This window comes from Patiriisocius sp. Uisw_017 (assembly GCF_047731265.1).
In the GTDB taxonomy this organism is placed as follows: Bacteria; Bacteroidota; Bacteroidia; order Flavobacteriales; family Flavobacteriaceae; genus Patiriisocius.
The window spans coordinates 3,382,653-3,402,248 of the sequence record NZ_CP159835.1; the positions used below are offsets into that span (position 1 = coordinate 3,382,653).

General features: G+C 32.9%; 21 protein-coding genes. 6 read left to right on the forward strand and 15 right to left on the reverse strand.

Annotated elements, in window-relative coordinates; translation table 11 throughout:
• Nucleotides 1–31: 31 nt before the first annotated feature.
• Nucleotides 32–400, reverse strand: coding sequence for a DUF4870 domain-containing protein (locus ABXT67_RS15325; protein WP_415374903.1), 369 nt, complete (start codon nt 398–400; stop codon nt 32–34).
• A 232-nt stretch (nt 401–632) separates the two neighbouring features.
• Between ABXT67_RS15325 and mnmE the strand changes: the two genes are divergently transcribed.
• The 6 genes from mnmE (at nt 633) to ABXT67_RS15355 (ending at nt 3,984) form a co-directional block, all read left to right on the forward strand.
• Nucleotides 633–2,048, forward strand: a complete 1,416-nt coding sequence (gene mnmE, locus ABXT67_RS15330) for a tRNA uridine-5-carboxymethylaminomethyl(34) synthesis GTPase MnmE (RefSeq protein WP_415377012.1) — start codon at nt 633–635, stop codon at nt 2,046–2,048.
• A 7-nt stretch (nt 2,049–2,055) separates the two neighbouring features.
• Nucleotides 2,056–2,217 carry a hypothetical protein gene (locus ABXT67_RS15335; RefSeq protein ID WP_415374904.1) on the forward strand — a complete coding sequence of 54 codons (162 nt, stop codon included), beginning with the start codon at nt 2,056–2,058 and terminating at the stop codon, nt 2,215–2,217.
• Between the two features lie 274 nt (nt 2,218–2,491).
• Nucleotides 2,492–2,737: a hypothetical protein gene (locus ABXT67_RS15340; RefSeq protein WP_415374905.1), complete on the forward strand. Its 246-nt coding sequence runs from the start codon at nt 2,492–2,494 to the stop codon at nt 2,735–2,737.
• Between the two features lie 78 nt (nt 2,738–2,815).
• Nucleotides 2,816–3,058 carry a hypothetical protein gene (locus tag ABXT67_RS15345; protein ID WP_415374906.1) on the forward strand — a complete coding sequence of 81 codons (243 nt, stop codon included), beginning with the start codon at nt 2,816–2,818 and terminating at the stop codon, nt 3,056–3,058.
• A gap of 185 nt (nt 3,059–3,243) precedes the next feature.
• Nucleotides 3,244–3,567: a hypothetical protein gene (locus tag ABXT67_RS15350; RefSeq protein WP_415374907.1), complete on the forward strand. Its 324-nt coding sequence runs from the start codon at nt 3,244–3,246 to the stop codon at nt 3,565–3,567.
• 219 nt (nt 3,568–3,786) lie between these two features.
• Nucleotides 3,787–3,984, forward strand: a complete 198-nt coding sequence (locus ABXT67_RS15355) for a hypothetical protein (RefSeq protein ID WP_415377013.1) — start codon at nt 3,787–3,789, stop codon at nt 3,982–3,984.
• Between the two features lie 18 nt (nt 3,985–4,002).
• Here the strand turns inward: ABXT67_RS15355 and ABXT67_RS15360 are convergent, their stop codons facing one another.
• From ABXT67_RS15360 to wecB, 14 genes are all read right to left on the reverse strand, one after another.
• The gene (locus tag ABXT67_RS15360; protein WP_415374908.1) at nt 4,003–4,461 is read right to left on the reverse strand and encodes a COG2426 family protein; all 459 of its coding nucleotides are present in this window, start codon (nt 4,459–4,461) and stop codon (nt 4,003–4,005) included.
• A gap of 258 nt (nt 4,462–4,719) precedes the next feature.
• On the reverse strand, nt 4,720–6,282 hold the full coding sequence (locus tag ABXT67_RS15365; RefSeq protein WP_415374909.1) for an NAD(P)/FAD-dependent oxidoreductase: 1,563 nt from the start codon (nt 6,280–6,282) through the stop codon (nt 4,720–4,722).
• 165 nt (nt 6,283–6,447) lie between these two features.
• Nucleotides 6,448–7,869: a capsule assembly Wzi family protein gene (locus tag ABXT67_RS15370; RefSeq protein ID WP_415374910.1), complete on the reverse strand. Its 1,422-nt coding sequence runs from the start codon at nt 7,867–7,869 to the stop codon at nt 6,448–6,450.
• A 10-nt stretch (nt 7,870–7,879) separates the two neighbouring features.
• Complete coding sequence (locus ABXT67_RS15375; RefSeq protein WP_415374911.1) at nt 7,880–9,823, reverse strand: polysaccharide biosynthesis protein; 1,944 nt, start codon at nt 9,821–9,823, stop codon at nt 7,880–7,882.
• Nucleotides 9,824–9,837: 14 nt separating this feature from the next.
• On the reverse strand, nt 9,838–10,974 hold the full coding sequence (locus ABXT67_RS15380; RefSeq protein ID WP_415374912.1) for an aminotransferase class I/II-fold pyridoxal phosphate-dependent enzyme: 1,137 nt from the start codon (nt 10,972–10,974) through the stop codon (nt 9,838–9,840).
• Nucleotides 10,974–11,570, reverse strand: a complete 597-nt coding sequence (locus tag ABXT67_RS15385; protein ID WP_415374913.1) for an acetyltransferase — start codon at nt 11,568–11,570, stop codon at nt 10,974–10,976. The genes ABXT67_RS15380 and ABXT67_RS15385 overlap by 1 nt, the downstream gene beginning before the upstream one ends.
• Complete coding sequence (locus ABXT67_RS15390; protein ID WP_415374914.1) at nt 11,567–12,172, reverse strand: sugar transferase; 606 nt, start codon at nt 12,170–12,172, stop codon at nt 11,567–11,569. Before ABXT67_RS15390 ends, ABXT67_RS15385 begins: the two co-directional genes overlap by 4 nt.
• Nucleotides 12,173–12,184: 12 nt before the next feature.
• Complete coding sequence (locus ABXT67_RS15395) at nt 12,185–13,339, reverse strand: glycosyltransferase family 4 protein (RefSeq protein ID WP_415374915.1); 1,155 nt, start codon at nt 13,337–13,339, stop codon at nt 12,185–12,187.
• A 298-nt stretch (nt 13,340–13,637) separates the two neighbouring features.
• A complete protein-coding gene (locus ABXT67_RS15400) occupies nt 13,638–13,826 on the reverse strand; it encodes a hypothetical protein (protein WP_415374916.1) in 189 nt (62 codons plus the stop codon).
• Nucleotides 13,827–13,884: 58 nt separating this feature from the next.
• Nucleotides 13,885–14,250: a hypothetical protein gene (locus tag ABXT67_RS15405; RefSeq protein WP_415374917.1), complete on the reverse strand. Its 366-nt coding sequence runs from the start codon at nt 14,248–14,250 to the stop codon at nt 13,885–13,887.
• A 381-nt stretch (nt 14,251–14,631) separates the two neighbouring features.
• Nucleotides 14,632–15,972 carry a phenylacetate--CoA ligase family protein gene (locus ABXT67_RS15410; RefSeq protein WP_415374918.1) on the reverse strand — a complete coding sequence of 447 codons (1,341 nt, stop codon included), beginning with the start codon at nt 15,970–15,972 and terminating at the stop codon, nt 14,632–14,634.
• Between the two features lie 97 nt (nt 15,973–16,069).
• On the reverse strand, nt 16,070–17,260 hold the full coding sequence (locus ABXT67_RS15415) for a right-handed parallel beta-helix repeat-containing protein (RefSeq protein WP_415374919.1): 1,191 nt from the start codon (nt 17,258–17,260) through the stop codon (nt 16,070–16,072).
• Nucleotides 17,250–18,440, reverse strand: a complete 1,191-nt coding sequence (locus ABXT67_RS15420; protein ID WP_415374920.1) for a glycosyltransferase — start codon at nt 18,438–18,440, stop codon at nt 17,250–17,252. The genes ABXT67_RS15415 and ABXT67_RS15420 overlap by 11 nt, the downstream gene beginning before the upstream one ends.
• The gene (gene wecB, locus ABXT67_RS15425; RefSeq protein WP_415377014.1) at nt 18,440–19,582 is read right to left on the reverse strand and encodes a non-hydrolyzing UDP-N-acetylglucosamine 2-epimerase; all 1,143 of its coding nucleotides are present in this window, start codon (nt 19,580–19,582) and stop codon (nt 18,440–18,442) included. The genes ABXT67_RS15420 and wecB overlap by 1 nt, the downstream gene beginning before the upstream one ends.
• Nucleotides 19,583–19,596 lie beyond the last annotated feature (14 nt).

Genomic DNA, 19,596 nt, shown 5'->3' on the forward strand with positions numbered 1-19,596 from the left:
CGGATTTTTTTTTGGACTAATTTATAATCAATTATTTGATAAACTGAATTGTACAGAATGCGCTAGGGTCTTCGCCATTACTTGCTTTAATAGCATTGACCATTGGCATTACAAAACCAATAAAGCAAAGAAAAATCAACATTAAAATACCAAGACCTAATAAGAGAATCATTGGGATACTTACAAGCGCCATAATGATTAAGGTTATTTGGAAATTAATAATTTGTTTACCGTGAAGATCCATTCCTTGTATTTCATCTTTTTTAGTCGCCCATTTTACTAGTGGTGCAATTAAACCTCCAAATCCAGTAACATACGTTAGTAATTGTAAAAGATGTGTAATAACTAAAAGTTGCCTGCCTTCTTTTTTGGCGCTATACGTTTGGTCAAGTACTTCCACTGTATTTTTAAATGTTTTAGCAATACTCTACAGGTAGAAAAACAAATGGAATGTTACATTGATACTTTCAAATTAAATATATTTTTAACACAAGTCGATTAGTAGCGGTTTAAAAATGGGTGGTATAATTCTAAAAATGATCACTCTTCAATAGCAGCTATCTTCTATATTAAAGATTTATAATATGTATTTTTGTAGGCACCCTTATAATATATCAAACTTGCAAGAAACCATACATCATCAAGAGACTATCGTGGCATTAGCAACTGCCTCTGGCGCGGGAGCTGTTGCCATAATTAGATTATCTGGCAGTACCGCTTTTAACATTGCAAGTACCGTTTTTACTTCAGTTTCAAAAAAAGTTTTAGTTGACCAAGCTACGCACACAGTACACTTAGGACATATTGCAGATGGAAATAGGGTTATAGATGAAGTGTTAGCCACCTTGTTTAAAAATCCAAATAGTTATACGGGAGAAGATGTCATTGAGTTTTCTTGCCACGGAAGCCCTTTTATACAACAAGAAATAATACAGTTATGCCTGCAAAAAGGTGCGCGAATGGCAACGGCAGGAGAATTTACATTACGGGCATTCCTTAATGGTAAAATAGATTTAAGTCAGGCGGAAGCGGTTGCAGATCTTATTGCTAGTGATAACGAAGCAAGCCATCAATTAGCCATACAACAAATGCGTGGCGGTTTTTCTACTGAAATTTCAAAACTTAGAGAAGAGCTTTTAAATTTTGCTTCATTAATCGAATTAGAATTAGACTTTGCCGAAGAGGATGTTGAATTTGCGAATAGGAATGATTTTCAAAAGCTCATTTCTAAGATTTCGCTTGTCTTGAAAAGATTGATAGATTCTTTCGCTACCGGAAATGTACTTAAAAACGGAATTCCAGTAGCCATTGTGGGGGAACCAAACGTTGGGAAATCTACCTTATTAAATGCACTTTTAAATGAAGAACGTGCCATTGTTAGCGATATCGCAGGGACTACTAGAGATACTATAGAAGATGAACTAACCATTGGTGGTATTGGTTTTCGATTTATCGATACTGCAGGAATACGAGAAACAACCGATACTATTGAAGGCTTAGGAATTAAAAAAACCTTTGAGAAGATCGAACAAGCGCAAGTAGTCATTTATTTATTTGATGCGCGCGAGTTCAGGGTTTCAGGTTCAAAGTTTCAGGTTGAAATTGAGAAAATTAAAAATAAATATCCACAGAAAAAATTGTTAGTTATTGCTAATAAAATTGATCAAGTTAGCCAAGAACAAAACAAAAATATCAATGCGCAATTTTCAACCAAAAATCCACAAATCACAAACTATAAACTACAAACTATTTCAGCCAAAACGGGTGAAGGCGTAGAAGATTTAAAAAACATCTTACTTGATTTTGTAAACACAGGTGCCCTTCGTAATAATGAGACTATTGTAACTAATACAAGACACTACGATGCCTTACTAAAAGCGCTTGAAGAGATTAACAAGGTCCAAGAGGGTATTGATATAGAGCTTTCTGGTGATTTAATGGCGATAGACATACGACAAGCATTATATCATTTTGGAGAAATAACAGGTGAAATAACCAATGATGATTTGCTAGGTAATATTTTTGCTAACTTCTGTATTGGGAAATAAATAGCTTATGTCAAAAAAAGGAAGTGCAAAAAACACAAAAAATAAAGCCAAGCACGCAAGGCTTATGGCGCAGAAAAAAAATAAGTTAAAAAAAGACGCCGATTTGCGAAAGACGCGCTTAAAAGAAATGAATGCAAAAATTAATGATGCAAAAATTTCTGAAAAATAGGCGTGACTAATAAACCTATTGGATTCTTGTCCCTATAACTTATTAAGCAAAACGTTTTCCGATGAGAAGTATACTTGAATACTACTCTCTAGAAAAGCAGATCTGCTGTCTGCTATTGTTAAAAACTACGGCACCCTTAGAGACACCAAGATAATACATACTAATTTCAAAAATAAAAATACGGTCTCGTATGAATTAATATGCCTTTCTAAATTGAATATATAATTTTGTAAAATGAACTTTTTGAACCAATCATTATCAAAACTATACCAATATGGAAACAGATAAGGAATCCAACATAGATATAGGATCAACTAAAGAAAAACAAGATAGAGACTTAGCCTTCCATTATTGGCACACCATAACGTATCTTGTTAATCTGATACGATGCTCTGAACTAAAGGCAGGTTTAATTTTATCTTTTTACGGTATAATTTTCGATTTTATTTATCAGAATATTGAGCAAACAAAAGAACAATTTGGTGGTAATCTGTTGCTGTTTATTTTATTGGGAGCTTAGATTTTATACACTGTGATCTCTATTTATTGTATCGTAAGAAGCTTTATTACAAGGATTTAAAATAATTATGATCCTAATGTGTTCTTTTGTGGAGATATTATTTCAAAATTTGGGAGCATTACGGAGTATTCAAAAAAATTATACGAAGTAAGTACTGATGGAACTCAGTGTTTTGATCATATGGAGCAACAAGTTCTCATTCAAGCCAAAATAGCAACTACTAAATTCAAAAATGTAAATATGTCACTTCGCTTCTTAGCAATTGGACTCGCTATTTTACCTCTTTTCATTTTATTCTCTCTTATATTAACAGTTATATAAATCATGTATTAATTTTCAAGTTATTCAAAAATAGGCGAATGCAAAATATAAGAGATCAATTTTTAAAACTACCTAAAGCAGATATTCATAACCATTTGCATTTAGGAGGTACTAAATAGAGGTTTGCTCAGCAATATTCAGACAGTACTTTTATAATCCCTAATTCCTATAAAGGGCTTGAAGGTATGATCGATTTTATTTACAACAACCTTAATTCCGTAATGACCACAAAAAAGGAAGTTATTACATTTATGGAGATGGCTATTGAGAGTAGTATAGATGATAACGTAACCTTATTAGAGGCAAGTCTAGATATAGGTCTTGCTCGTTTTTTTGATAACTCTATAGAAGCTGTTATTGATGCTGTTATAGAATTGAAGTCAAAGTATAGCTCTCGAATTATCCTTAATCCTGATATTGGAATTAATAAGGATTTATCATTGGGCAAAGTATATAGCGATGGGATAACGTGTATTAAAAGTAGTGTATTTAATGGCGTTGACTTATAAAAAAAAGAAGCAAATAAAAATTTAAAGCCGTTTAAAGAACTCAACCATAAAACATAAGTTCATATTGGTGAGTTTTCTGATTATTTTTCTATTGAAGAAGTAATAAAGATGTTAAAACCTGACGAACTTCAGCAAGGAATTAGAGCCGTAGACTCAGAAAGGACCATGGACTTGATTTTAGAAAACAACATACAGCTTAATATTTGTACATAAAGTAATATAGCCCTTGGCGCTTCGAACGACTTAGAGATACATCCTATAAGAAAACTCTTTGATCACGGCATTAAAATCACTTTAAACACTGACGATCTTTTACTCTTCCATAAAACAATAACAGATCAATTTGTGGATTTACATAAAGCAACTATTTTTTCGTTTGAAGAACTTGATACGACCAGATTAAACGCCTTTGATTAATTCATCCTTTTAAACAGATTAGCCGAAACCATTGTATGCCAATATAGTGGTAACCCAAACAATTACCGAAGAGAAAAAAATGCCTATAATATTTGCAAGAAAAGCAGATTTGCGTTCTATTTTAAAAATATATGTAGCGATACTCCCAGCATAAACACCGGTGCCTGGAAGTGGTATCATGACAAAGAAAATTAAACCCCAGAATCCATATTTTTGTATTTTATCAGCAGCACCAGTCTTTGCCCGTTTGGCAATCCAAATAGCACCTTTTTTATAAGGAGTCCAACGTAATAAATACCTATTAATATTATCTAAGAAAAACATCATTATAGGAAATACTAGAATATTTCCTATTAAAGCAACTAGCAAAACCCAATAGATATTTAAATCTTGAAAAACACCATACGGTATGCCCACCTTTGCCTCTCCAAAGGGGGAAATACTCCACAAAAAAGTTATAATACTGTCTTTAACCACTTATTTCATAAAAATTACAAAGGTAACGTTACTTTAAAAGTATTATGCGGATTAACATTTATTTTAAGAGATTTTTAGCGTTCTGATGGTACTTACTTTTTGGGGCTGAAAACATAATAAACTATAATATATAATAGTGTAATAGTGTAATAGTGTAATAGTGTAATAGTGTAATATTCAAATTTAACTCCAAAAAGAGCGTTGCAAATAAAATTAAAAAACCAGAGGAGTTAATACGTTATAAATTAAGCGGACAATTTAACAGTTTAGCTTTAAAGCAATAGCATCTACACAATTAATACCATCTATCGCGGCGGATATAATTCCCCCAGCATATCCAGCACCTTCACCACAAGGATACAGTCCTTTTATAGTAATATGCTCAAATGTTTTTGAATCTCTAGGAATTAAAATTGGCGATGATGTCCTACTTTCTGGGGCATGTAATACTGCCTGATTGGTATAATATCCTTTCATTTTTTTTCCAAAAGAAACAAATGCTTTTTGCAACCTTTCTGAAATTAATGGAGGTAAAATTTTATTTAAATCCACCGAAATAATTCCTGGTTGATATGAAGTTTTTGGAAAATCTATAGATACTTTACCTTCAACAAAATCAATCATTCTTTGCGCAGGAACTTTCTGAGTTTTCCCCGCTGCTTCCCAACAAGATTTCTCAACTTGTTTCTGAAAATCTAAACAAACAAAAGGATTTTCCTCAGAAAAGTTTGGCAGATCCTTAGGTTCAACACTCACAACAACTCCCGAGTTTGCATAGGGATTATTTCGTTTGCTAGGACTCCATCCATTTGTAACAACTTCATCTTGTGCTGTAGCACAGGGAGCTATTATTCCGCCTGGACACATACAAAATGAATATACTCCTAGCCCATCTATTTGATCTACCAAGGAATAAGATGCAGGGGGTAAGTATGGGTTGTCGTAGTCTCCGTGATATTGTATAGCGTCTATTAATTGTTGTTGATGCTCTACGCGAACACCAATTGCAAAAGGTTTTGCTTCAATTCTAATACCTTTAGAATGTAATAGGTAAAAAATATCTCTTGCAGAGTGTCCTGTTGCTAGGACTAAATCGTTAAACGGTTTCCATTCGCTTCCATTTACTTGAATTGCAGTAATCGTTTTATTTTCAATTTTTAGATCTGTTAGTTTCGTGTTAAAATGAACTTCTCCACCTGCTTCGATAATAGCCTCCCGCATTGTAGTAATTATCTTAGGAAGTTTGTTGGTTCCAATATGCGGGTGTGCATCGACTAAAATATCTTCATCTGCTCCAAAATGGACAAACCACTCCATCGCTTTTAGCACATTACCTCTTTTCTTAGATCGTGTATATAATTTCCCGTCAGAATATGTTCCTGCACCACCCTCTCCAAAACAATAATTAGATTCTGGATTAACAATATGCTCTTTATTTATGGCTGCTAAATCTCTTCGCCGTGCTTTTACATCTTTACCGCGTTCAAAAATAATAGGCTTTAACCCTACTTCTATTGCCCTAAGTGCGGCATAGAGTCCTGCAGGGCCTGCTCCAATAATTGCTATTTGCTTTTTTGAAGTGGAAACGTCTTTTAGTGTGAACCGTTTAATTACATCTTCTCTGGGTTCATTTACAAGCCATAGCTCTACTTGAATATTTAGCTTGATGGTTTTTTGTCTTGCATCTATAGAACGTTTTCTTATGCGCCAATCGCTTATATTTTCACCACGAAGTTTTGCTTTTTCTAGTGCAAGCTCCAATATATAATTTTCATCCTCTTGTTGTCTGGGAAGAATTGTAAATTGAACTAATATACTCATGCACTTGATGGGTTGAGATTATTAAAAAAGTTAATAACAGTAGTGTTATTTTGTGGTGGAGTACAAACTATTCATTTTGAGTTATGGCTAACCCTTAAAAAATTTATGGCCTTGGTAAGACCAAATTAGCATTCATAAATATAAATACTTCTTTAGCTTCATTTACTATTTAAAAACGTCATATCTATAACCAAAATTAACCCCAAAATTTTCTTTTGTATAGTTACTATAGTCTAGCCCAATTTGTACAGAAAGCGAACCGTATTTTGAAGGATATGCTAACTGGCCGTAAAGATACATTGCTTTTTCTCTCGGTATTATTGGTTCTTGATAGGTTCCTAGATATTCGGCATAGGTTGCTTTTACCCTGTATTCAAACTTTGAAAGATAACCAAAAACACCTAAGTGATGCGCGATGCTTCTATTAATTGCAACTCCCAAATTGTCTTCTCTTGGAATTATAAAAGGAACCCCTATTGTATTGCCATTATATACCCATCCCGTTTGATAAATACCACTATTAAAATAATTGTCCAGCCCGCTACCATTTCCCTCACCGCCCTGTACTAATCTCCTTCCGCTCTGAGAAACCGTTTGGACATATTCATATAATATTGATGTTATTAATTTGTTCTTATTAGGCTGTAAAAAAATTCCCCAAATGCCATCAGGAAAATTACGCAGCTCTCTTCCAGACCGATCTTCAAATAAATTTTGATGATAGAGTTTGATGTTATAATTTGTCATTTCCTTATCATAACTCAAATGATAGGATGCAACATGATTTCCTACTGCATTTAATTGATCGTTTATTGTATTGCCTCCCCCTTTCCCCACAAATGCCTTAGCAAAGCTTGAAAAACTTTCTTCTTGCTGACCAAATTCTTGAGAGAAACCTCCCCATTGAACATAATGAGCTAAACCAGCGAAAAAGTTACTAGTTTTAGAAAGGTTAAAATCTAGATATAGTGATTTATGATGTATCATTGCTCCATCAACTACTCTTGTATCATTAAGCTCATAATGAGCAATAGTAGCTCTGAAACCAAACCATTTAAGTAATTTTATGGTTCGGGCGGTACTAAGTTCTGCTCCCGGCATTGCGCGCGCATTACCAGTCCATAATATATCCCCCCCAACAGATGATAAATCATCCAATAATACATCTCTATGCTTAAGTCCTAAATTAAAATCAAACCACGAATTTTTATAGGTAGCATATAGTTGATCGATAATAACTCCATCAAAATCATTGTAAAGTACTCCTACTTTAGTGTCAACAGTGGCTTTTTCAGAAACTGACCTGGTGTAACCAAAATCTCCTAGCGTTAAAAAATTAGTTTGTGCATCTACTCTCCCTAAGGTATTGTTAAATAACCAAAAAGGCAGATCACCATCTGACGCAACCATTCCTTGTAAAGAGATGCTGGCATTAAAGTTATTGTAAAGACTGTCATTTTTAATGACAGTGTCATTCTGAGCTATTAATAACTGTGTGAAAATAATATAGCTAACTAGTGTGTAAAAAAGCTTTTTAGAAAAGTTTTTTGTTCTAGCGGATGTTTGTTGTTTTTTTTGAAAAATCAAGATAGTTCTATTAAGATTCGTTTTCAGAATCCAATACCTCAAAGACTGAATTATTACTTTTAAATTCTGGAACAATTTCTTTTAAAATTCTTACTACGCTTTGATCATCTAATCGCGTAGCAGATTTAATAATCTTTTTTATATTAACATTAATATTTTCAAAATTAGCAACACGTTCTTTTGAAATCATTATCTTGGGATGATGGGTAGGTAGTGTGGTTGAAGTATCGTTTAGTAACTCTTCATATAGTTTTTCTCCAGGTCGTAATCCAGTTATTTCAATCTCAATATCGGTATAAGGAGTTAAACCAGATAATTCAATCATTCGCTTTGCAAGATCTAAGATCTTCACAGGTGCACCCATATCAAAAATGAAAATCTCACCACCGTTACCCATTGTTCCCGCTTGTAGAACTAATTGGCAGGCTTCTGGTATTGTCATAAAGTAACGAATGATATCTTTATGAGTAACCGTTACAGGACCTCCTTCTGAAATTTGTTTTCTAAAATGTGGTATTACAGAACCGTTTGAACCAAGAACATTTCCGAACCTAGTAGTGATAAATTTAGTTCCAATATTCTCTTCTTTGTTTTGAAGTGCCTGCACATATATTTCTGCCGCTCTTTTTGAAGCTCCCATTACATTTGTAGGATTAACAGCTTTGTCTGTAGAAACCATAACAAATCGTTCAATCTTATGGCTCACTGCTAGGACTGATAAGTTAACAGTACCTAAAATATTGACATAAATTGCTTCATGAGGATTTCGTTCTATCAAGGGCACATGTTTGTATGCCGCGGCATGGTAGACAACATTAAATTTATGAAATTTGAACAGCATTCCCATACGGTACATGTTGCTAATATTTGCTAGCTCCGTAATAAATTTTAGGTTTGGAAAGTGTTGCAAAAGGTATAATTCTAATTCGTATAATGGAGATTCTCCCTGATCTAATATGACAATTAATTTAGGATTAAATGTAGCAACCTGTCGCACTATTTCACTTCCAATAGAACCCGCTCCACCAGTTATTAAAATCGTTTTTCCTTCTAAATGATCTTTAATAATGTCTGTTTCAATCTTTATTATATCTCTTTCGAGAAGGTCTTCAATTTGGATAGGTTTTATTTTTGTCCTTACATCTTCCATCTTATTCCATTCTTCTAGAGAAGGAACATTGTAAACCTTTGTTTTTGCTTTTAAACAAATCTCTACTATTTTATTTTTTTCTTTTACAGAGGTATTATTGCCAATAAAAAGCACCCCTTCAATATTATAGTGGTCTATGAGTTCTGGCAAATTTTGATTTACCTTAAAAACAGGTTTGTCAAGAAGTTTTAGCCTTTTAGAACCAATGTTTTCAGTAAAAAAACCAATGAGTTTGAAAGGGAAATTTGATTCACGTGTTAATGCTTGTCCTAATGAAATTGTTTCATCATCAATCCCAATAATTGCGATGCGTTCTTTTAGCAACCCCTTTTTATTATGACGCAGGTATTGATATATTTCTTTTACAAAAATTCTGAAGAATAAAAGAAAACAAAATGACAACAGCGTATAAAAAACTATAGATGTGGTTATAAATAATGGTTTTTCTAAAATTACACTGGATAGACCTGATATAATTAATAATACTATTGCAGTAAATATTTGGGATAGTGCCAATTTAATAACATCTACAAAACTTGAATGTCGAATAATCCCTGAATAGGTCTTGAAGACAAAAAAGAATATAATGTTCACAAAAACAAAAACAAAACCTTGAACAGTTATGCTTAGAACATCATAAAAATTTATTACGGTACTTGTTATGATAAAATAAAGCATCAGGAATGAAAAACATCCTATAAATACATCAATCATCAAAACAATCCAACGTGGTAAATAACGTTGGTGCAATAATGAAATTTCATTATTACCATTATACAAAATACTTTTAATTTTTTCTTTCAATGGTATTTATTGATTCAGATTTTAAAAATACTCTTCAATGCTACTTCGATTCTTTCCTTTTCTCCTGTAGTAAGATTGCTGCCAGATGGTAAACACAAACCATTATTAAAAAGATTTTCTGCCACTTTTGCACCGTAATAGGGAGCATCTTTAAATATGGGTTGCAGGTGCATGGGCTTCCATAACGGTCTGCACTCTATATTGTCTGCATCTAAAGTATGTCTAATTTCATCCGTTGAGATTTCAGTGAATTGATTATTTAACGTGATACAAGATAACCAATGATTTGAATAAAAATCGCTTGATGGCTCTTTAAAAACGGAAACACTCTCAACATTTTTAAAAATACGCTCATAAAAAGAATTCATCCCTCTTCGAAGGACGACGTGTTCATCTAAAACTTCCATTTGGCCGCGACCAATACCTGCACAAACGTTACTCATTCTATAATTATATCCTATATGTGAATGCTGGTAATGAGGTGCGTCATCTCTTGCTTGAGTAGAAAGAAATATTGATTCCTCCTTTATTTTTGGGTCTTTTGAAACCAAGGCCCCTCCACCTGAAGTAGTAATAATTTTATTACCGTTAAAAGATAGAATTGAGATGTCGCCAAAAGTCCCACATTTTCTTCCTTTATAACTACTCCCTAGTGCTTCAGCACTATCTTCAACTACAGGAATTTCATATTTTTTAGCAACCGCTGTAACCTCTTCTATCTTGTAAGGCATCCCGTACAAGTGAACCACAATAATCGCTTTGGGCTTTTTACCTTTTTTAATACGGGCTTTTATTGCTTCTTCAAGAAAGTGCGGGCACATATTCCAAGTGTCAGGCTCGCTATCTACAAAAATAGGTGTGGCTCCTTGGTACGCTATAGGGTTTGCCGAAGCAGAAAAGGTAATTGTTTGACATAAAACCTCATCCCCTCTTTCAACTCCTAATAATATAAGCGCTAAATGAATGGCTGCGGTGCCTGAACTTAAGGCTGCAACATGACTTCCCTCTTTTAAATAATTTTTAATTGATTGCTCAAATCCAGTAACATTGGGCCCTAAAGGTGCAATCCAATTGGTCTCGAAAGCTTCATTTACATAGCCTTGCTCTGTGCCACCCATATGAGGAGAAGACAGGTATATTTTTGTATTCATTATTTTATAATTTTTCCTGGATTACCATAAACTAAAGCGTTGTCTGGTATATCCTTAGTTACTACAGCTCCTGCACCAATCGTAACCCATTTTCCAATTTTAGTCTCTGGCAATATTATGCTTCCCGCTCCTATAAGCGTTCCTTCTCCTATTTCTACACCACCACAAATACTAGCTTGTATCGCTATATGCACAAACTTGCCTAGCCTTACATTATGGGATACAGTAGCATTATTATTAACAATACAAAATTCGTCCAAATGTACATCTGCATCAATCACACTATTAGGAAAAACAACACATCCTTGACCAATCTTAGCCGACGGATAAACCACAGCAGATGGGTGAACAAAGATAGGAAAATCTCCTGATAATTGCTCAAAAACCTTCTTTCTGGATTTGTTATTACCGATAGCAATCGCAGAGGTTTTTGTGCTATCTTTTTTTGTGAATTTTTTGACTGGAATTCCCAAAAGAGTACCGCAATTGGGTTTATCATCCACAATACTAGTAGGTGTATATTCCTCCAACGCTCTAATCAATTCTATTACAGCAAAACTGTGCCCTCCGGCACCATATACTTGTATTTCTTTCATTTACTTCCTTCAAAAGGTTTTGTGGTAACTTCTCCTTCGGTATTAATATCTTCTTTAAAAATCACTTTCTTAACGGTCATAAATAGAATTTTTATATCTAAAAAAAAAGACTGATTTGTAACATACCAAACATCCAATTCAAATTTCTTTTCCCAAGATATTGAATTTCTTCCCATTACTTGAGCCCATCCCGTTATGCCTGGTTTTACCAGATGCCGTTGTTTTTGAGTATCATTATAAAGCGGCAGATAATGAGGAAGCAATGGTCTTGGCCCAACAAAACTCATATCTCCTTTAATAACATTAAGTAATTGGGGAATTTCATCAAGCGAAGTTTTTCTTACGAAAGAACCAATAGGTGTTAATCTTAGAGAATCTGGCAACAAATTTCCTTGAGCATCTTTCTTGTCGTTCATGGTCTTAAACTTAATAATGGTAAAAATATGCTCATTTTTACCTGGTCGTCTTTGAAGGAAAAAAGGTTTACCTCTATTCGCGGCTAAAATAAATATCGTAATTACTAAAAATATTGGGCTAATTATCGAGAATACAGTGAATGCAGCAAGGAAATCGAATAAAGGTTTAAAAATATTTTTATACACAGAACAAAGATATTAAAGCTTTGCTCTTAACAGCGCATATTCATTTAATAAATACTGCCACATTTCTTGACGATCATAATTTTTTGTAATACTACTTCTGGTGTTTTTCTGAAGTTTAGCATAGTATTGATTATCACTTAGTAGTTTGATCATGGCTTCTTGTGTAGCCTTTTGATTCTTAACGGGAATTATTATTCCATTTTCATCTTGGGTTATGATTTCATTACAGCCATTTATATCTGAAACTATTGAAGGCAATCCCATAGCTCCAGCTTGTAAAACTACATTAGGAAACCCCTCTCTATAGCTTGGAAAAATCAATGCACTACTCAACGCTAAAAAAGGCCTTACATCATTTTGATAGCCGGCGTGGACTATCTTACTATTCGTTTTTATAGCTTCTTTTGTTGCGGGTTGAAGTGGGTCTAGTTCATCCTCAAAAGGACCAACTAATACTAATGAAACATTTTTATATAATTTTTGCACTTCCAAAAATGCTCCCACCATCTCGTGCATACCTTTGTCTGCAACAATTCTACCAACAAAAACAAAAACAAAATCATTAGCGGGAATATTCCATTTTTCTTTTTCAATTAATAAATTAGTTTTCGCAAAATGCGTTGGGTCAAAATAACTTGTATCTATGCCATTAGTACTTCCCTTTCCAAGGACTTTCAGTTTATGAGAAGGGCAGAATGATTCGGTCTTTATAAAATCATAAAGTCCCTTTGAATTTGGATATACATTTGTGGCAAATTTATAGGTCCATTTTTCAACCGTGTTTAGTATTTTTCGTTTTAAGCCAGTTGCCTCCATTAAAGGCAAACCAGCAACAGTATGCAATCGTAATGGTACTTTTGCGAAGTAAGCTGCCATCATTCCCACGATGCCTGCTTTAGGCGTATGCGAATGAACAATGAGAGGCTTTTCCTTTAATAAAAATTTATAGAGATTAAAAACGGCTTTTAAGTCTTTGAAAGGCGTTATTTTTCTTGTTAGTTCTAAATGAAACGTAGCTACTCCATTATTACGACCATATTTTAATAACCGTCCTTTATCATCAGAAACTGCCGTTACCTCAAAATGGTTTTGCATAAAAGTAAGTTGTCCTTCTAGCAATTTTTCTAAGGACAGCGGCACTGTAGTAATGCGTATTAATTTTTGCAACAGATTATTTTTATTTATTAATTTTTAAACTAAAAGATTCTAAATCTATTCTAAAATTTCAATTTTGAACTTATTGTTTCGTTGTATATGTTTTTTACGATAATAAATTTTTACACTTAGATTTATTTCGTGGATAATTTTCGTGTTAAATTTTATTCAAATTAAGGCTTTAGTTTGATATTATCCAATAATTTTTCAAAGCTTATAAATTTATTCCATCTTCTGAATTTTTCAAAAATATTATGCTTTTATCATACCTTTCATTCTAGCATATCATATCATTCTAGTATGGTATTATTTATAACGTTTTTTGTCTACTATTCTGCACCTTAAAATCTTGACCCAATATGTTTTTAAGTGTATCGTCTTTATAGCTGTTAGGCTCTATATCAATAACAGCGGCTGGTGTAGTAAAGCCAATATCCTTTGCGATAAAATCTTCAATAAGTATATGGGTTCCGTTTATTATTGACAGACCATTTTTCATGTTAACAATAGCCTTGTATCATTTAAGTGTTATTTTATTAATAAAACTTTTTGATTCTTTAAAAAATAATATCAAGCACATCACCACCAGTACTTTTCACCTTAATAGCTACTGCATATATATATTGTGAATTGGGAATATATAAGTGTGTAAATTCTCCAACATCAAATTTACGCATTCTGAAATTTGTATTATTGCCGCTATCACCTTCAGCAGTCACTCCAAACTGCGCGATATTTATAGTTTTAGAATGGACTAAATTCCAATGAACATAGTCGTTATTTTTTGATTTGATTAGACCGTCTCCATTTTCATACTCTATACTTTGTTTATCCCAGGTAAAAATTTCTTGTCCACTATCATAAGTAGTATTGCAACCTGATACAAAGACAGTACTGCTCTTATTGGCACCCTCTGTTCTCAAGCTACTGGTATTGATAATAATCTTAAGTTTTGAAGGAAACTTAATGTTCGCTGTTTTTTTTTAAATCATTCCCTAAGAAAACAAAAGCAGTATCTAATGTTTGTATGTTTCTATTTTGATATTTTACATTTTTTTTCTCGGTGTAATTATTTTTTGCAACACCTTGATCGAACGAGGATTTAACCCCACCCTTCATAGAGCAACTAACTAAAATTAGATATATACATACTATTTTCATGAACTAAATGTAGTGTTTTGTTTTAAAAAGTAATTTGTGTTTTTATATTCACACGAGATCATTTGAATCATAGTTTGTTGTAATTCCACAAGTTTATCTAGGGCAACGCGCGGTGGTAATTCGTATTGGTTTTTGCCATTTTATTATTCTATTAAATGTTTAATATTGTTTTTAATCATTTTAAATTTCCCATTAGATTCATTTGGAATTTCAAGAACATACGATATTATAATTTTCATTTTATAGCCAACACGCGCTCTCCATTTTTCAAGAAATAGGACCTCGTCATTGCTTTTAAAATAGGCTTTATCTGCGATTAAGATGATGGAAATTTCATTTATTCCGTTTTGAATGACTTGAAATTTTTGTACTCCTTTGACATCTTTTAAGGTATTTGATATATTTCCAGAACTCACTTTTCCCATTTCTACTGAATATATAAAATCTCCCTCTCTTCCTAAAATACGATTTACAATAGGGTTTTTATCCCCACAATTACAAACCTTATCACTTAAGGTAACGGAATCTCCAATATCATACCTAATTAATGGAGTGCCACAAGTTGTAAAGCTAGTTACCACTAATTTTCCCTCATTTGCAGGATTGTTATGCTCGTCTAAAACTTCAAAAATCCCTGTTTGCAATTGTAAATGTAAATTTTGATTTTTACACTCAAAAATAAATGGAGCTCCTTCTGACGAAGCGTACTGGTCATATACTTTTGTTTTGAAAAACAGCTCAAATGTCTTCCTCATTGTTGGTGTTATAATTTCTGCTGTAAGAAATATTGCTTTAATAGTATTGGCTGGAAAAGATATATTATGAGCCAACCCATATTGTGCCAATTCGAGAATTGTAGATGGAAAACCTGCAATAAATTCAGGCTTAAACGAAATTAAATTTTTAATATAATAGGCTAGATATTCATTCTTAATATGGAATGACGAGTAATATCGTATGTTGTGAAAATAATCTGTTTTCCAAAACCTTTTATTTTTCACATCTTTTTCAAAGACAATGTTTTTACCCGAGAACCAGGCAGTGCGCTTGCCTAAAGAATACCCAAACTGCCCCCTAAAGGTATCTAATATTGCAAAACGTTCTTGCATATTATCTTTTGTGAATACTACCTCAAGTGATTTCCCTGTAGTTCCCCCTGTTTTAGACTTTATACCGTTTTTAATATTTATAGTACGTATAGTATCATAGTGGGACTGTAAGTCTGCTTTTACTACGAGAGGCAAATTACCAATGTTATCTAGATTAATAGATGTTATTGAAGAACCGTAGAGCTCTTTATAAAACAAAGAGTGCTTTAATACATATATTGAGAATTCATGAAGTCTTTTTAATTGTTCTTGTTTCAGCTCTTTCAGGGAGGCATTTCGATAGTTTTTATAATGCTTTAAGTATTTTGAATAATTGCCCCCATAACGATTTTTATACGCTAAGATATTGAATATACTAACCAGTATATTCTGCACAAACAACGGTGATTTTTTAAATATTTTTTCTTTCAAATCGAATTTTAAATTAAGGCTAAGTAAACAAAATACATTGTCTTAAGAAGAAAGATAATAACTAATCTTTCAAATCAATTAAGCGATCAGAAAACTTTAAACGTATATTCATCAAAACCTCCTTAAAAGGTGTTGGCTTAAATTTATTTCCTTCATAAATATTTATATCAGATAGTTTTATGAGCGGAAACGTATTCTCTATATTCACAAATGAGTAGGGCTCTGTGTTATTCATCCAGGTTGCATTCTCAATGGTAATTAAGCCTTGAATTTTATTCTGTTTTTTCTTCCCAGCAATCCCAACAGCCTGAAATCCATAATAGGAATTTTCATCAATATGGTTTTCAATATCAATCAACACATTCTTTTTCAAATCTCCATACAAGAAATAAGTCACTACTTTTATACCACTTCCTAAATTATTACCGGTATATATGTCTTTCAACTTAATGTTTTCGATAATTTCATCGTTATTATTAGGCTCTATATCTATTCCAGCTTGGGGAGGCGTTCCCTTTGTATTCGAAATGAATGCCTTATTGATAAATATATTTTTACCCGTAATAATAGATATGCCATTTCTTCTATTATCATTAATTGTGGCTTCTATTATATTGATAGAATCATTTACCTTTTTACTTCCACTTGATCCTATATATATTCCATCTCCCCAACATTTTTGAATTTCTGGATAATATATATTAATATTCTTTGAACCCATTATCCATAATCCCATTCCCCATTCTCCTTCCATATTTGAAGGGTCTATTCGTCTGTATCTATCTCCTTCTACTTTTAAATTATAAATTGAAAAATTTTCAACATCAGAAACTAGTACTACATAGTATGACTTTTTATCATTTGACTTATACTTTAAGAGCGTGTTTTCTTGAAAAAACCAAGTGCTATTGCTTTTGGCTTTTAAACCGTCTGTATTTATCAATAAAGAAAAATCAGGAAATATGACAATTGGATTTTCATTAACTACTTTTTGTATGATTTCGGTGTAATCTTCACTCCCATCACTTAGAAAATTTTGGGGTAAAAAGTCTTCAATTTTTATAGCATCCTTAATTCCTTCTTGACGGTATAATTGTAACTTTTCTTTATTAGAAGTACGGTTGTTTTTTAAAAATTCTGCAGCTTTAGAGAGTGGCAATTCAGGTTTGTTTTCTACCAGATTCTTGCAAGAACTAAGTAAAAAGAGCATTGCTAAAACAATTGTGAATTTTGTGTGAATTTTATATTTCATCTAAAAATTGTTTTGTTCTTTGTTTAAAATTTCTAAAATCAAAAATTTTTGATTCTTGACAATATTGTTTCATTTTTAAAATATCGTCTTCAGAAGTATGCACTACTAATTTTAATTTTTCTGTAAGTTTTGAAGGCTCTTTAACCTCTAATAAGAATCCATTTTTACCCTCCATCAAATAATCAATTACGTTACTATTATTATTAGTAACTACAGGAATGCCTAGACTTACAGATTCTACAAATTTTGTAGGAAACCCAGCTTTGGTTACGATATTAGCATCTCGAATAAAAATTGAAAAATCGCTCTCTTTTAAAATTGAAAGAGAGGCGGCGTGAGGAACTCTTCCATGGAATTTAATTTTTTTTTCAAGTCCAAGTATGGCATTTTGTAAATCTGGAAAAAATGATAAGAATTCATCTTTTGAAATTCCAACTATATTAAGAAAGAAATTGTAATTTTCTTGTGCCAACTCATAAAACGATTGTACTATTAAATCTAGCCTATCTTTAGCATTTGCGTTTTTAGCTAACGAGAATGGAGACCCTGAATATACTAGCTTAACTGGTTTTGATTTTTTAACGACAAGATATTTCCATTTTGAATCGGTTAGATCTACAAGAGGGGGTATTTTTACTGAAAGCATACCTTTGTTAGTATAAAATTTATGAAGGTATTCGCTAATCGAAATAATTCCATCCATTTTTAAATGAAGGGTAAACATTCGCATAGTAATATCTAATTTCTTTACATTTCTATAAATAAAATTACCTCCCTTGGGGGCTTCATACCATTCCGTACAATCTGATATAATTTTAATATCCTTTTTACCACAAAAACCAATCATTCTACTAAGTGATCCAGAAGGCAAATTGTAGCATATTACAGCTACTGTGTCATTATATTTACCTGTTAACTTTTTGTAGAAATTTGCTTGAAAAATAAATTTCAGCCAATCTATACTACTTTTAGGGTAGCTCAATTCGTAAGAGTCAAAACCAAAATACTCCTTAGCTATTGTACTATTTTCAGGTACTTGTTTTTGTGTTACACCACAAAAAACTACATTATAGCCCAAATTTTTCAATAGTTTACCATTGGCAATAACACGATGTGCTGCAGCATTTTTATCTGGCAACTCAAACCCACCTATGTATAATATGGTCCCTTTCGTCTTCATTACTTAGTAGATTCACTCCAGACAACACGTTTAACATAATCTGTATAACTCAAAATAATACGAACTACTTTTTCACTCACATTTGGCATTGAGTAGTCTGTCACGGGTCTAAAATTTCGTTCAGCCCCTCTTTTTTGAGTCTCTAATTGTGTTAATCCCTGAAGAATTCTTTCTGGAGATAATCCCACCATCATTACAGATGCCTCTTCCATTGCCTCTGGACGCTCGTGTGCTTGACGAATGTTTAATGCAGGAAAATTTAAAATAGAGGATTCTTCGCTAATAGTGCCACTATCAGAAAGTACTGCCAAGCTATGCATTTGTAGTGCGTTATAATCGTTAAAGCCAAGTGGTTTTAATAATTGAACTTCAGGACGCATTTCTATTTTCTTTTTTTCAATCATATTGCGCGTTCTTGGATGCGTACTAACAATGATTGGAAGCTTAAATTTATCGGCTATATTATTAAGGCTTTGCATAAGATTTGTAAAATTCTCTTCACTGCTTATGTTTTCTTCACGGTGAGCAGATACTACAAAATACTTCTCTTTTGTAAGCTTAAGTCTTGACAACACGTCACTCTCCTTGATTTTGTGCAGGTAGTGGTTTAAAACTTCAAACATTGGACTACCTGTTTTTATGATTCTATCTGCTGGCAAGCCTTCACGCAACAAATATTCACGGGCAATATCACTGTAAGTCATATTAATATCTGCCGTATGATCTACAATTTTACGGTTTGTTTCTTCAGGTACACGTTGATCAAAACAGCGGTTACCTGCTTCCATATGAAAAATTGGGATCTGTCTTTTCTTTGCTGGTATTGCACATAAACAACTATTTGTGTCTCCTAAAACCATAAAGGCATCTGGTTTTAGTGATGCTAATAACGGGTCAATCTTTATTAAAATATTTCCAATAGTTTCTGTTGCGGTCGTTCCTGCTGCTTCTAAAAAATAATCCGGCTTTCGAATTTCTAAATCGTCAAAAAATATTTGATTCAGCTCATAATCATAGTTTTGACCTGTATGAACTAGTATGTGCTCAATCGCATTTGATGCATCTAAAGCCGTTAATACCCTAGATAATCGTATGATTTCTGGTCGTGTTCCCACCACCGTCATTACTTTGAGTTTAGTTATTGGTGATGGGTGAT